Below are 13,564 nucleotides of genomic sequence, written 5' to 3'. Positions count from 1 at the left end.
CTAGCGTTGATTAAAGTAAGATATAAGTGTGCTCACTGCTCTTTTCAAACTGATTCGCTAAATAGTTGGATGCTACTTTTTCAAAACAGAATAAAAAAAGCAGCCGCTTACGGCTGCTTTTGCGCGTGACCAGTTTTTATTTCTGATTTTTGATTAATTCCTGCTCCAGTTCATTTTTACGCATTAGGCCGGAAATGGTTTTGCCGTTCGGAAATACCATGGTGGGGGTACCATCAAAACCAAATTTATTGCCTAGCTTCATGGTGTCTTCTACGGGGTTGCTGCAATTGGCTACGCTGGCTGGTTCCTTGCCATGACGCATCCATTCTGTCCAGGCGGTGGTGCGTTCTTTCTGACACCATATTTGTACTGCTTTTTTCTGTGCGCCTGGATGTAGATCGGGTACCGGCATGAGGAAAGTATAAACTGTGAGGTTATCAATCTGGGCGAATTCTTCTTCCAGTTTTTTACAGAAAGGGCAATCTGGGTCGGAGAATACTGCCATTACCCGCGTGCCGTTGCCACGTACTTCTTTGATTGCTTTATCCAGTGGTAACTGGTCAAAATCTATTTTTGATAAATCACTCATACGTTGCTCCGTCAGATTCTGATGGTGTTTGAGATCAATCAGATTACCCAGCATGATGTAATCGGCATTTTCATCAGTATAGATAATCTGATTACCGGTGATTACCACTTCATATATACCTTTAAATGGAGTGGTATAGATACTCTGAACGTTTAACTCTGAGCTTTTAAATGCTTTTTGCATGTTTTTGGACAGATTATCGCTAATTTTTTTATTGGTTGCGTCATCTACTGCCGCACCAACTGCAGCAGCTTTATTGGCTGATGCTGGGGCACTGATACCGGATGTGGCACTGGCGGTTTTGTCTATATTATGAACGGGAGTACCGTCGCAAGAGGCGAGGACAGGTATGGCCAGTAAAGGAACAAGCCATTGCCATAAGCGGATTTTGTTTATCATAAATGTCTGAGAATGAGTTAATAAGGGGTTATTGATAATCTGTGGCCATTATGCCCAGCCTGTGAAGTATGTGTCAGTATGAGCGTGAAAAATGCTGCTATTTTGTTGCTAAAACAGGCTTAAATCATACGGCAAGTAAATCTATCTGGCTGCTAGAAAAATGATTCTGAGTTTAGGGTTTTCTGCATTTTTCACTGGTTCTGACTGATTGTGAGTATAAAACAATCCTGACCGTGTTGTAATACTGTTTTGAGGCTAAAACGTATGGCGCGGCTTCTTGCTTCATGCCACAATACTCTTTCGTTAATCAATGTGAACCATTGCCATGAATCCGATTTTGGCTTTCGATATTGAAACCGTGCCTGATGTGGCCGGTATCCGGGTACTTCATCATTTGCCGGCGGAAGTAAGTGATGCCGATGTGGTGGAGTTTGCTTTGCAGCAGCGAAGGGCAAAAACTGGCGGTAATGATTTTATGCAGCTGCATTTGCAGCAGGTGGTAGCCATTTCATGCTGTATGCGCTGGGGGGCAGAAAAGATTCATGTTGGTAGTATTGGCACGCCAGAAGATAGTGAAGAAACGCTTATTGCACGTTTTTTTGAGTTGATTGAAACACATACGCCGCAATTGGTGAGTTGGAATGGTGGTGGATTTGATTTACCGGTGTTGCATTATCGTGCGCTAATTTATGGTATCAGTGCCGCTCGTTACTGGGATATGGGGGAAGGGGATTTTGGTGACAGCCGAGATTTCAAATGGAACAACTATATCAGCCGCTATCATGCACGTCATTGTGATTTGATGGATTTGCTTTCTCTCTATCAAGCGCGAGCCTGTGTTCCGTTGGATGATATGGCTAAGCTGTGTGGTTTTCCGGGTAAGCTGGGGATGGATGGCAGTAAGGTCTGGGCTGCATATCAGCAGGGAGAATTAACCCAGATTCGGCAGTATTGCGAGACAGATGCTGCTAATACTTATTTGATGTATCTGCGTTTTAATCTGTTGCGTGGTTTTCTGAATGCCGATGAATACGAACAGGAAATCCGTGGTCTGAAGGTTTACCTGAAAGGATTGCAGGCGCCGCACTGGCAGGAATTTCTGGATGCATGGGGACGGCCACTCTGATGATGAAAGTTGATAAGCCGGACACGGTAATGATGTTGTGGATAGAATGATTGCTGAGATAAGTATGCATAGGCTGGTGCTGATTGGGGTAGGGCTGATAGGTGGTTCGCTGGCACTGGATTTAAAACGGGCGGCTCGGGTGGAAGAGGTGGTTGGTATTGATATTGATGCTGACAATCTGACGCGGGCTCTAGAGCGACGTGTAATTGATTGTGCCTACGAATGCATTAATGCAGAAAGTATGGCTGATGCCGATATGGTGCTCATCGCTACGCCAGTTAATACTTTGCCGATTATCTGCCGCCAGCTTGCGCCATTTTTGCCAGATAGATGTATTGTCACTGATGTGGGCAGTACTAAGCAGCTGGCTTTGCAGGCTTTTGCTGCTGAGTTGCCACAGCATTATGAGCGCTGTGTGGCGGCACATCCGATTGCTGGTTCCGACCGTCATGGGGCGCTGGCAGCACAGTTTGGCTTGTTTGCTGCAAAAAAATGTATTATCTGTGCTCATGAGCAGCAGGATAAAACGGCTTTGCAGGCTGTGGAAGCAATGTGGCAAGCGGTGCAGGCGCAAATTTATTATCTGGATGCAGCCAGACATGATGCGATTTTTGCTGCTGTAAGCCATTTGCCGCATATGCTGGCTTATGCCTATGTGCATCAGCTGGCGGAAGCAGCTAATGCGGATGAGCTGTTACAATTTGCTGGTAGCGGTTTTCGGGATTTCACCCGAATTGCCGCCAGTCATCCGCAGATCTGGACGGATATTTGTTTGGCGAACCGACAGGTGCTTGCTGGTCTGCTTGAGAAACAACAGCAGGAGCTGGCGTATTTGAAGCAATGCCTGCAAGATGGTGATGCGCAGAAGCTCACGGCTTTTTTTGCAAAGGCACAAAAAATCCGCGAAAGCTGGCAAAATGAGCAGATTCAGGCTACAGCAGGTGTGCCGGCAGGCAGATAATACCTTGGTATGGCTAAGTGATAGTAAGATAAAGTCTTTTTTGATATTTTTTCAGCACAAGTTAGATGCAGTTAATGAATTTTGCGGTATTTTTAATTAAAATAACCTTATTTTGTCGAATTAATACAAAATATGACTTGCTATGCAGGCGTAGTTGAGGCATAATTCGCTTCGTTAAATCAGCTCCTAGTTGGTTTAACAGTTTCTCCTCTATTTCTCCTTTGTAGACTTGGCGCACACTTAATCGTGTGCGCATTTTTTTATCTGTTTTTTAGTATGCTAAAGGAATTTTTATAAGTCATATTCGATTCACCTCTTAGTTGTATTTTGTTTGTTACTTAAGAGGTGCATTCCGGATATTTGGTTTTAAATAGCGAAGTAATGTCGGAAAGCTGGAAAAATATAAGCCTAAGCTTTTGTTGGTATATGAATGCTGTTAGGATAGTTGTTTTATATTCAGACTCAGGGGAAGATTATGTCTGGTGAAAGTAATTTGCATGTTTTGCTGCGATCGGCAGCGCCGCAGCATAATGCGGGCAGATATGTGTTCTGTACCGTAAAGCAGCCGGTGGCTGAATTGCTGTCTGCTGCTGTGGCTACTGTGCAGGAAAGTGAGGGAACTACGCTGATCCTGCCTCAGGCTGTGGCTGATGAGCATCAGCTAAGCTATGACTATGTTGCCGGCTGGATTACCTTGAAGGTGCATTCTTCTCTGTCTGCTGTAGGACTTACCGCCGCTTTTTCTCGCGCTCTGGCACAGCAGAATATTAGCTGTAATGTAGTGGCCGGCTATTATCATGATCATATCTTTGTTGCAGAAACTGATGTAGCACCGGCTTTGGATATTCTCAATCATTTGGACAAAGCATAATAATATATGACCGGTTTAAATCATGATTTTGCGTTGGTAGAAATCATGATTTGACTATATTTCTCTTTTGCTAATTTGCCAACATAGGTCGGGATTATCAATATTTTTAGTTGCTGGAAAATGGTTATATGGATTGGTTAATTTCATCCTCAATTCAGGGTATTGCCCCGGCTTTGGTACAATTTCATTCTGATTTACATACTATTTGATAAAAATTAGGTCTGCTATGTGCTGAAGCTTCTAAATCAGTATGTTTGATATTTGAAAGCATGTTTTAGCAGCAAAAATAAAGTAGTGCAATATGATGGAGAAGTTCTGAATATTTAAAAAAGTATTGCTGCGGATGGTTGTTACTGGCTTGAGGATGAAAAAACAGGGCGGAAAATTTAATTTCCGCCCTGTTTTCTGAAGAAATTAATTAAAGATTATTCGGAAAATCGGCTGGCAATTCGCTGGCAGGACAGTTAATAATGCTTTCATCATTTTCACCACAATCACGGATGAAGGTAATGGTGGCAAATTCATCAATTACTTCTGTGGGATAGGCCGGACCAGCTTCTCGGTAAGCTTCCATTTGTGGAATATGCTCATTCTGGAAGCAAACGGTTTTTTCCGGATTGTTGATTACCCAACGTGGGAAAAAGATGGTACCGTGGAAGATTTTGTCGGCCAAGTTGACGCTCAGGCTGACGTCGGTACCGGTTGGTTCGGTCCATGAGATTTTGTATACATTTTCAGCCAGCCGTACTAGATAGACTTTTTGACTTTTTACCCAACGATTGCCCACTATGCCACTGTGAATGCGGTAATCGATTGTGGTGGCATTTTTCACGTATATTTCGTAGTTCCAACCATTATCATAGGTGTAAACCAAATGTTTGCCTAGAATGTTGCTCAGATCGTTTTTATCAAATACAGACATTTTTTTCCTTTAAATTAAAAGATATTTTGATTAAATGGATAAGTGAAGTTTAAACAGGTATGGACCAGATGAATAACGTTATTTTTGAGATAAAATGTTCCAAAATTTCGATTGATTAGCGATGAAAACAACACTGGAACAATGGCAGCTTTTACAGGCTGTGGTGAGCTATGGCAGTTTTGCCCGTGCTGCGGAAGCCTTTAACCGCAGCCAGTCTTCCCTGAGCTACCAGTTGACGTTAATGCAGGAACGGCTGGGTGTAACGTTACTGACTATTGTTGGCCGCAAGGCAGAGCTGACAGCGTCTGGTCAGCAGCTACTGGCACAGGCCTTGCCTCTGTTGCAGGGGTTCGAGAAGCTGGAAAACCGTTCCCGTGCGCTGCAACGCGGTGAGCGGGCACGGCTAGATTTGGTGGTGGACAGTATTTTTCCTAAAACGCGTCTGTTTACAGTTTTACGCCGTTTTCAACAGGTTTATCCCTCTACTCAAATTCATCTGACAGAAGTGCTACGAAGTGAAAGCTGTGCTGTGCTCCAGCAGCAACAGGCAGATGTCTACATCATCACGCCTAGCGCAGAAATGATACGTCAGGGTAAGTTATTGCTAGAGGTGAACTTTGTAGCTGTGGCGCAGCGTAAGCATCCGCTGCTGGCTTTGCCGGCACCACTGGGTCAGGATGTACTGGTTCGCTATCCGTTGATTGAGATTGTTAGCCGCGAACAGCAGCAGCTACCCTACCGGCAAGTAAGTGCAGCAGAAAACTGGACATTCACCACAATTGAAACGGCTATTGAGGCTGTGACTCAGGGTGTAGGCTATGGCTGGCTGCCGGAAGAGCGGATTCAGGCGCAGTTGGCCAGTGGGGAATTACAGGTTTTACCATTAAAATATGGTGTGCGGCGTGCTACGCCGGTATATTTGTTTTTAAATCAGGATGAGGCTCAGCTGGACAATGAAACAGCGTTATTGGTCAGGCTGATTCAGGATAAAGTATGAAAGAAGGCTGATTATTCAGTCTTAGAATAGCTAGTGCTATGATTTTATTCTAGGTGTAGTAGTTGTTCTTCTTTTACTTCTTCCATTACCACATAACTGCGGCTTTCGGCTGCCGCAGGTAGCTGGAGCAATATATTGCCCAGCATATTGCGGTAGGCGTGCATATTGGGCAATCTCACTTTAATTAGGTAATCGTATTCGCCAGATATGAGATGGCATTCCAGTACTTGCGGAATGGTCAAAACTTCTCGTCGGAAATCCTCGAAGATGTTGCCGGATTTAGAACGCAGTTTGATTTCGACAAATACCAGCAGGCTTTGATTCAGGGCACGTGGATTCAGACGGGCGTGATAGCCGGTAATGATGTTTTCACGTTCCAGCCGCCGTACTCGTTCGGTAACCGGTGTGGTAGACAACCCTACTTTATCGGCCAGTTCGGTCATGGTGGTGCGGGCATTTTTTTGCAGTAAGGACAAAATTTTCATGTCCACTTTATCAATCTGGTGCATGATTAATTTGTAGTTTGAATGTGATAAATTATTAAAATACACCTTTTTTTGGTAAAAATAAAGTGAAATTCACTATCATTCTTTGTTTACACTAGGAGAAGTTACTAAACAGTTTATTTTCAGGATTCTGCCATTAAACAGCCGCGATATTCCGGTTTGATTTTCAGGGAGCTAATGTAATGAAAGTTCTGATTATGGGGGCAGGTATTGTTGGGGTAAGCACTGCCTGGTATTTAGCCAAGGCCGGTCATGAGGTAACAGTGCTGGAGCGAGCTGATCAAGCAGCAATGGAAACCAGTTTTGCTAATGCCGGCCAGTTATCCTATGGCTATACCACGCCGTGGGCTGCACCAAGTATACCAGCCAAAATAAGTAAGTGGTTGTTTAAAGAACATTCCCCGCTGCTAATCAGGCCTGATGGCAGTCTGTTTCAGCTACGCTGGCTGTGGCAGATGTATCGCAATTGCAATGCGCAAAGCTATGCGACCAATAAAGAACGTATGGTTCGTATTTCAGAATATAGCCGAGAAATGTTGCGGCAGCTTGAAGCTGAGGAGAATATTCAGTACGAAGGACGCCGGCAGGGTACGTTGCAGATTTTCCGTACAGAAAAAGAAGTGATTGACTCGCGCTCGGATATTGCTGTTTTACAGGATTTTGGTGTGCCGTTGCAGATACTAAACAGCGTGACGGAATGTACGCAGTATGAACCGGCATTGGCTCATATGGCCGGCAGGTTAGCTGGTGCTCTGTATTTGCCTCAAGATGGTACTGGAGACTGCCATTTATTCACCACCCGTCTGGCTGAGAAATGTGAGGCGCTGGGGGTAAAATTTCTGTATCGGCATGCGATTACTGATATCCGGCAGGATAAGTGTTCGATTAAAGGGGTAGAGGCAAATGGTCAGTGGTTTAATGCGGATCATTATGTTTGTGCTTTGGGAAGTTTCAGCCGCAGTATGATGCGTAAACTGGGAATAAATTTGCCTGTCTATCCCGTAAAAGGTTATTCACTGACAATTCCCATCATTGATAAGGATAAAGCTCCCGTTTCTACGGTGATTGATGAAACCTATAAGGTGGCTGTGACACGTTTTGATGAACGCATCCGTGCTGGTGGAACGGCTGAATTATCGGGTTATCGTATTCATTTAAATCCGGCTCGCAAGGTGGTGTTAGATTTAGTGGTGAATGATCTGTTTCCTGGCAGTTGCCATACATCGGAAGCTTTTTTCTGGAGCGGCCTGCGGCCGATGACGCCGGATAGTACGCCGATTATCGGTGCCAGCCGGTTTGTGAATCTGACGCTGAATACCGGCCACGGTACGCTGGGTTGGACGATGGGACTGGGTTCGGGAAAAGTTTTGGCAGATATCATTAGCGGAGTGAAGCCGGAAATTGAAACTGGTGATTTGTCGTTAGCTCGATATGTGTAGATATGTCAGATAGTTCGGTCTGGTGTTACAGTCCGTGGCATACACAGGATGTAAAAAGTTTTATCATTACGGTTAATATATTATTAATCTGACAGGCGCCAATTTTTCTGCCGAGAAATGTAGGTTTTCCTGTTGAAAAGGTTTGTATATGGCTGACGATAAAATTTTGTTGCTGGAAGTTGCGCCTGTTGGCAGGATTATCGAATTCAATCCTCAGACGGGAGCACACCAGATTCTGGCTGATGAGCTGCATGATTTTCCAGATGGAATTGCTGTTGATATCCACCATCAAAGATTGTTTTATTCTAGTATGGGTCGAATAAAAGAACCGGATTCTTTGGAATTTTTTCAGGCCGATGGAATGATTGCTGAAGTTTCGCTCGACGGACAGCAGCGGCATGAGCTGGTTGGACATGGTTTGTTTGTTACCGGCAAGCAACTGGTGTTTGATGAAGAAGAGCGTCAGCTTTACTGGTGTGACCGTGAGGGAATGCGTGTCTGCCGCTATGATTTGCGAAGCGGAAAAACGGATGTACTGGTACAAACTGGGTTGTATCCGCGAGATGCGCATGATTATGCGCGTCATTGTGTGGGTATTGCATTGGATAAGCAGCATAATTATTTTTACTGGACACAGAAAGGGCGGCCGAAAGGCGGAGAAGGTCGTATTCTGCGAGCCCGTTTGCAGCCGGAAGCTGAATTTGATGCTGCGACCCGCTGCGATATTGAGACGGTACTGGATAATCTGCCCGAACCTATTGATCTGGAAATAGACCATGTCAACCAGATGCTTTACTGGACGGACAGAGGTCTCGATGCTGCTGGAGGAAATAGCCTGAATTGTGCAGCCATCTGTGCAGACGGGCTGAGAGACCATCAGGTACTGGCTACCGGTTTACAGGAAGGAATCGGGCTGGCTGCGGATTTTGTCCATTCGCTAATTTATATTACGGATTTGGGTGGTAATCTGTGGCGTTATGATATACAGCAGCGCGGGCCTTTGTGTAAACTGGCAAAGTTTGGTCCGCTTACCGGCATTGCTTTACTGAAACAATAATATGACAGACATCAATACAGGGAATCAATAATGCGTCCGTTAGTTGCGCATATTCGTTTAAATCATTTGCGTGAAAATTTTCTGGCTCTGAAACAGATGCATGGCGGCGGCAGAATGCTGGCTGTGGTGAAGGCCAATGCCTATGGCCATGGGGCAGTACGTTGTGCACAGGCGCTGGCTGATGTGGCCGATGGTTTTGCAGTGGCTTGCATCAACGAGGCGGTAGAGTTGCGTAAAGCGGGTATAGAAATACCTATTGTTATGTTGGAAGGTGTTTTTGCGCAGGAAGAATATGCACTGGTTGACCAATATCGATTGTGGCCGGTAGTGGGTAATTTATGGCAGCTGGAATCGTTGTTGGCGCACAACTGGCAAAAACCGGTAACGGTATGGCTGAAAATGGATTCGGGCATGCATCGTACTGGTTTTTTTCCGCATGATTATGCACCGGCCTATCAGGCATTGGTTCAAAGTGATAAGGTAGCTGAAGTGGTGAAAATGACTCATTTTGCCTGTGCTGATGAACCTATGAAAACCATGACTGCAGAACAAATTCACACGTTCGAGATGGTGTGTGCCGATTTGCCTGGAGATGTCAGTTTGGCCAATTCTGCTGCGATTATGGCGTATCCGCAAACCCAGTGCGGCTGGGGACGTGCTGGTTTGGCGCTGTACGGAATTTCGCCGATGGGTGGCACTGACAGCCGCTTTAAGCCGGTGATGCGGCTGGTAAGTAAAGTATTTGGTGAGCGTGTTTTGCAGATGGGAGAGCCTATCGGCTATGGCGCCAGCTTTGTGACTTCACTTTCAACTCGCGTCGGGTTGGTGGCTTGCGGCTATGCTGACGGTTATCCGCGTCGTGCGGCAACGGGTACACCTGTGGCCATAGATGGAGCACGTAGCTGTGTTTTGGGGCGAGTTTCTATGGATATGATGACAGTACAGCTGGATGACCACCGCCAGTCTCTTGGCAGCGAAGTTGAATTATGGGGCGATGTTGTGAATGTCAATGAGGTGGCTGCTGCTGCCGGAACTATTTCCTATGAGCTGCTGTGTAATGTTAAACGGGCGGAAATGGTATATGAATAAGATGCCATGGTTTGTCAATTTTTAAGTAAATGTTTGGCAAGACAGAAAATTTGGTTTATAAAGATGTAATATGTTTTCAGGCAGCTGCGCAAGCTGCCTGAAGTTATTTTTTATTGAGTTTATGATAATGGAAATAGAAACACTGAAACTGGCCAAGGCATTGATTGCACAGCCGTCTGTCACACCAGATGATCATGGCTGCCAGCCTCTGCTGATGAGCAGGCTCAGCGCACTTGGTTTTAACATTGAAACCATGCGTTTTGGAGAGACCGATAATTTTTATGCGCGATGGGGCAATCAAGGGCCGCTGATATGCTTTGCCGGACATACCGATGTGGTACCGGCCGGTGATGAAAGCCGCTGGAACTCGCCTCCATTTACGCCGACAGAGCGTGAAGGCAAATTATTTGGCCGCGGAGCTGCTGATATGAAAGGCAGTGTCGCGGCTTTTGTTACTGCCTGCGAACGCTTACTACTGCAACAGCCGGATTTGCCACTGCGTTTGGCTATACTGATTACTTCAGATGAAGAGGGTGACGGACACGATGGCACCAAACGTGTGGTCGAAACCCTGAAACAGCGTGGTGAACTGATTGATTATTGCATTGTTGGTGAGCCTACTGCTGTATATACACTGGGGGACATGATAAAAAACGGCCGGCGCGGCTCCTTATCCGGCACATTACGGGTGCACGGCCGGCAGGGCCATGTAGCTTATCCGCATCTGGCCGCCAACCCTGTCCATTTAGCTGCGGCAGCACTGGCTGAACTTACTGCCATGCACTGGGATAATGGTAATACCTATTTTCCTCCTACCGGTTTTCAGATTTCCAATATAAATGCCGGTACCGGTGCCACTAATGTAATTCCAGGCGAGCTTACTGTGCAGTTTAATTTCCGTTTTTCTACTGAATCCAGTGCCGAAAATCTACGTCAGCGTGTACACACTATCTTAGATAAGCATAATTTACACTATGATCTAGACTGGACATTGTCCGGACAGCCTTTTCTAACGACTGCCGGTCGTTTAACCGACGTAGCGCAGAAAGCCATCAAGTCTGTTTGCGGTGTGGATGCCGAGCTGTCTACCACGGGCGGTACTTCTGATGGCCGCTTCATTAAAGACATAGCTCGGGAACTCATTGAGCTAGGGCCGGTTAATGCGACCATTCATCAGATTGATGAGTGCGTGGATATTACTGCGCTGGCGCAGTTGTCGGCAATATATGAAAACATGCTTCAGCAGCTGGCTTGGCCTGATGCCAGCCTACATAAATAAGGAGAAAATAATGAGTACGGTGACCCAGAAACATTTTTTAAAACTGCTGGACTATACGCCAGCTGAAATTCAGAATCTGCTCGACCTAGCGGCGAGACTGAAAACCGAAAAGAAAATCGGTGTGGAACAACCCCGTCTAAGCGGTAAAAACATTGCTCTGATTTTTGAGAAAACTTCTACCCGTACCCGTTGTGCCTTTGAAGTGGCAGCACACGATCAGGGAGCACATGTAACTTATCTGGACAGTAGCGGCAGTCAGATTGGTCACAAAGAAAGCATTCGTGATACAGCACGTGTTCTTGGTCGCATGTATGATGCGATTGAATACCGTGGTTATGGTCAGGAGATTGTCGAGCAGCTGGCAGAATTTGCCGGTGTGCCAGTGATTAACGGATTAACCAATGAATTCCATCCGACACAGATGTTGGCTGATTTGCTGACTATGAAGGAAAACTGTAAAAAATCTTTAAATCAGATTGCTTATACCTATGTGGGTGATGCGCGTTACAACATGGGTAATTCTTTGCTGGTAGCCGGTGCCAAAATGGGAATGGATGTACGCATCGGCGCACCACGTGCTTTCTGGCCAAACGATGATTTAGTCAGGCAGTGTCGTAGCATAGCAGAGCAGACTGGAGCGAGGATAACTTTAACCGAAGACGCAGCCGCCGCAGTCAATCAAACCGATTTTATCCACACTGATGTCTGGGTATCGATGGGTGAGGCCAAAGAAGTGTGGCGGGAACGGATAGAGCAGCTAAAGCCTTATCGCGTAGATTCACAGTTACTGGCTGCTAGTCACAATTCCAATGTTAGATTCATGCACTGTTTGCCCGCTATTCACAATCGTGATACCGGCATAGGCCAGTGGCTCTTTGAAGAGTTTGCTCTGGATGGTGCTGAAGTGAGTGAGGATGTGTTTGAAAGTAATGCATCTATCGTATTTGAGCAGGCAGAAAATCGTATGCACACCATCAAAGCTGTACTGGTGGCATTATTGAGTACCTGAAAGATTTAGCCTGCTGTTAACGGAGAGAATGGTTATGAAAGCAACCTCCAATCAGTTATTAATCAATCCGCATCATTTGGCTTTTTTGTTGTCAGTGATGGTGGCCATTATGCCATTTTCTACAGATATTTATTTGTCTTCTGTTCCGGAAATGGCTTCTTCTCTGCATGCGCCTATCGATCAGATTGAACGCAGTTTGGCCAGCTTTATGTTTGGCGTGGCACTGGGACAACTATTTGGGGGAGCAATATCCGATATTAAAGGACGTAAGGTCATTGCCATGATTGGCCTGAGCGTTTACCTGCTTTCAGCCATTGCCATTGTATTCATTGATTCAGCAGATGAGCTGCTGTTTTGGCGCTGGATTCAGGCCATTGGTGGCGGTATGGCCACGGTTACTGTTGGCGCAACCGTGCGTGATTTTTTTCATGGTAATGAAGCAGCAAAAATGTTCGCCACCATTGGCATCATTACCCTTGCTGCTCCGCTGGCTGCACCGATGCTGGGTACGGCGCTGGCAGCATTAGGCGGGTGGCGTGTTATTTTTATCTTTCTGCTGCTTTATGCTCTAATTGTACTGGTATGCGTGTGGCGCTTTATGCCGCAGGTAAAAATGGATATTCAGCCGCTTGATAGTCAGGTATTTCATAAGATAAAACAGAATTTTTCAATGGTTTTTCATGAGCGCGAAGCATTGGGATTCATGTTTTTTCAGACTGCTGCGTTTGCTGCGATGTTTGTTTTTCTCACCGAATCGTCTTTCTTATACATGAATATCTACGGTCTGAGTCCGCATGAGTATTCATGGGCATTCGGTGCCAATGTGATTACCATGATGTTGTTTAATCGGATCACAGCTTACCGTCTGCGTACGACACCGGCACGCAATATTCTGCTCAGTGGTGTGCTGCTACAACTAGGCTGTAATTTACTGCTGACCATCGTGGTGTGGAGCATGAACCGGCCACCTTTTTTTCTGCTATTGGGTCTGATTATGTTTTCCATCGGTTCACAGGGTTTAATTGGTTCCAATACTCAGGCTTGTTTTATGAGCTATTTCCGTAAAATCGGTGGCAGTGCCAATGCCGTACTCGGAACCATGCAATTTTTGATCGCCGCTACTGTTGGCTGGCTGACTACCTTGCTGCATAATGGTTCGACTCATGTGATGCCCACCATGATGCTGATTTCTACTAGTTGCGGTGCCATTTTACTATGGGCTCTGTCGCGCACAGCGTGGCAGAAAAAGCACCGTTGATTTCGGGCAGCCGCAGCAGGCTGCCTTTTTCATGTTTTTCTGAACAACAATTAAAACACTAC

13 protein-coding genes are annotated in these 13,564 nt (G+C 45.7%); 10 read left to right on the top strand and 3 right to left on the bottom strand.

The window, feature by feature from the left end:
* Positions 1-136: 136 nt before the first annotated feature.
* On the bottom strand, positions 137-988 hold the full coding sequence (locus BHC43_RS10320) for a DsbC family protein (RefSeq protein WP_100157323.1): 852 nt from the start codon (positions 986-988) through the stop codon (positions 137-139).
* A gap of 325 nt (positions 989-1,313) precedes the next feature.
* Between BHC43_RS10320 and BHC43_RS10315 the strand changes: the two genes are divergently transcribed.
* From BHC43_RS10315 to BHC43_RS10305, 3 genes are all read left to right on the top strand, one after another.
* Positions 1,314-2,114, top strand: a complete 801-nt coding sequence (locus tag BHC43_RS10315) for a 3'-5' exonuclease (protein WP_100157322.1) — start codon at positions 1,314-1,316, stop codon at positions 2,112-2,114.
* A gap of 46 nt (positions 2,115-2,160) precedes the next feature.
* The gene (locus BHC43_RS10310; protein WP_180297484.1) at positions 2,161-3,075 is read left to right on the top strand and encodes a prephenate dehydrogenase; all 915 of its coding nucleotides are present in this window, start codon (positions 2,161-2,163) and stop codon (positions 3,073-3,075) included.
* 475 nt (positions 3,076-3,550) lie between these two features.
* Positions 3,551-3,946 carry an ACT domain-containing protein gene (locus BHC43_RS10305; protein ID WP_100157321.1) on the top strand — a complete coding sequence of 132 codons (396 nt, stop codon included), beginning with the start codon at positions 3,551-3,553 and terminating at the stop codon, positions 3,944-3,946.
* Positions 3,947-4,364: 418 nt separating this feature from the next.
* Here BHC43_RS10305 and BHC43_RS10300 read toward each other — a convergent pair whose 3' ends face one another.
* A complete protein-coding gene (locus BHC43_RS10300; RefSeq protein WP_100151808.1) occupies positions 4,365-4,868 on the bottom strand; it encodes a phenolic acid decarboxylase in 504 nt (167 codons plus the stop codon).
* Positions 4,869-4,989: 121 nt separating this feature from the next.
* On the opposite strand from BHC43_RS10300, the gene BHC43_RS10295 reads away from it, so the two are divergent.
* A complete protein-coding gene (locus BHC43_RS10295; RefSeq protein ID WP_100157320.1) occupies positions 4,990-5,865 on the top strand; it encodes a LysR family transcriptional regulator in 876 nt (291 codons plus the stop codon).
* Between the two features lie 44 nt (positions 5,866-5,909).
* Here the strand turns inward: BHC43_RS10295 and BHC43_RS10290 are convergent, their stop codons facing one another.
* The gene (locus tag BHC43_RS10290; protein ID WP_100140483.1) at positions 5,910-6,374 is read right to left on the bottom strand and encodes an Lrp/AsnC ligand binding domain-containing protein; all 465 of its coding nucleotides are present in this window, start codon (positions 6,372-6,374) and stop codon (positions 5,910-5,912) included.
* Positions 6,375-6,553: 179 nt separating this feature from the next.
* Between BHC43_RS10290 and BHC43_RS10285 the strand changes: the two genes are divergently transcribed.
* From BHC43_RS10285 to BHC43_RS10260, 6 genes are all read left to right on the top strand, one after another.
* Positions 6,554-7,810, top strand: coding sequence for a D-amino acid dehydrogenase (locus tag BHC43_RS10285; protein WP_100157319.1), 1,257 nt, complete (start codon positions 6,554-6,556; stop codon positions 7,808-7,810).
* Positions 7,811-7,958: 148 nt separating this feature from the next.
* Positions 7,959-8,867: a hypothetical protein gene (locus BHC43_RS10280; RefSeq protein ID WP_100157318.1), complete on the top strand. Its 909-nt coding sequence runs from the start codon at positions 7,959-7,961 to the stop codon at positions 8,865-8,867.
* A gap of 30 nt (positions 8,868-8,897) precedes the next feature.
* Positions 8,898-9,956, top strand: coding sequence for an alanine racemase (gene alr / locus BHC43_RS10275; protein WP_100157317.1), 1,059 nt, complete (start codon positions 8,898-8,900; stop codon positions 9,954-9,956).
* A 121-nt stretch (positions 9,957-10,077) separates the two neighbouring features.
* Positions 10,078-11,235: a succinyl-diaminopimelate desuccinylase gene (gene dapE, locus BHC43_RS10270; RefSeq protein ID WP_373885641.1), complete on the top strand. Its 1,158-nt coding sequence runs from the start codon at positions 10,078-10,080 to the stop codon at positions 11,233-11,235.
* Positions 11,236-11,245: 10 nt separating this feature from the next.
* Positions 11,246-12,244 carry an ornithine carbamoyltransferase gene (gene argF, locus BHC43_RS10265; protein ID WP_100157316.1) on the top strand — a complete coding sequence of 333 codons (999 nt, stop codon included), beginning with the start codon at positions 11,246-11,248 and terminating at the stop codon, positions 12,242-12,244.
* 34 nt (positions 12,245-12,278) lie between these two features.
* Positions 12,279-13,502 carry a multidrug effflux MFS transporter gene (locus BHC43_RS10260; protein WP_180297482.1) on the top strand — a complete coding sequence of 408 codons (1,224 nt, stop codon included), beginning with the start codon at positions 12,279-12,281 and terminating at the stop codon, positions 13,500-13,502.
* The last annotated feature ends 62 nt before the right edge of the window (positions 13,503-13,564 follow it).

Source organism: Snodgrassella alvi, from assembly GCF_002777855.1.
Classification (GTDB): Bacteria; Pseudomonadota; Gammaproteobacteria; order Burkholderiales; family Neisseriaceae; genus Snodgrassella; species Snodgrassella alvi_E.
This window is presented reverse-complemented; position numbering and strand designations above follow the sequence as displayed.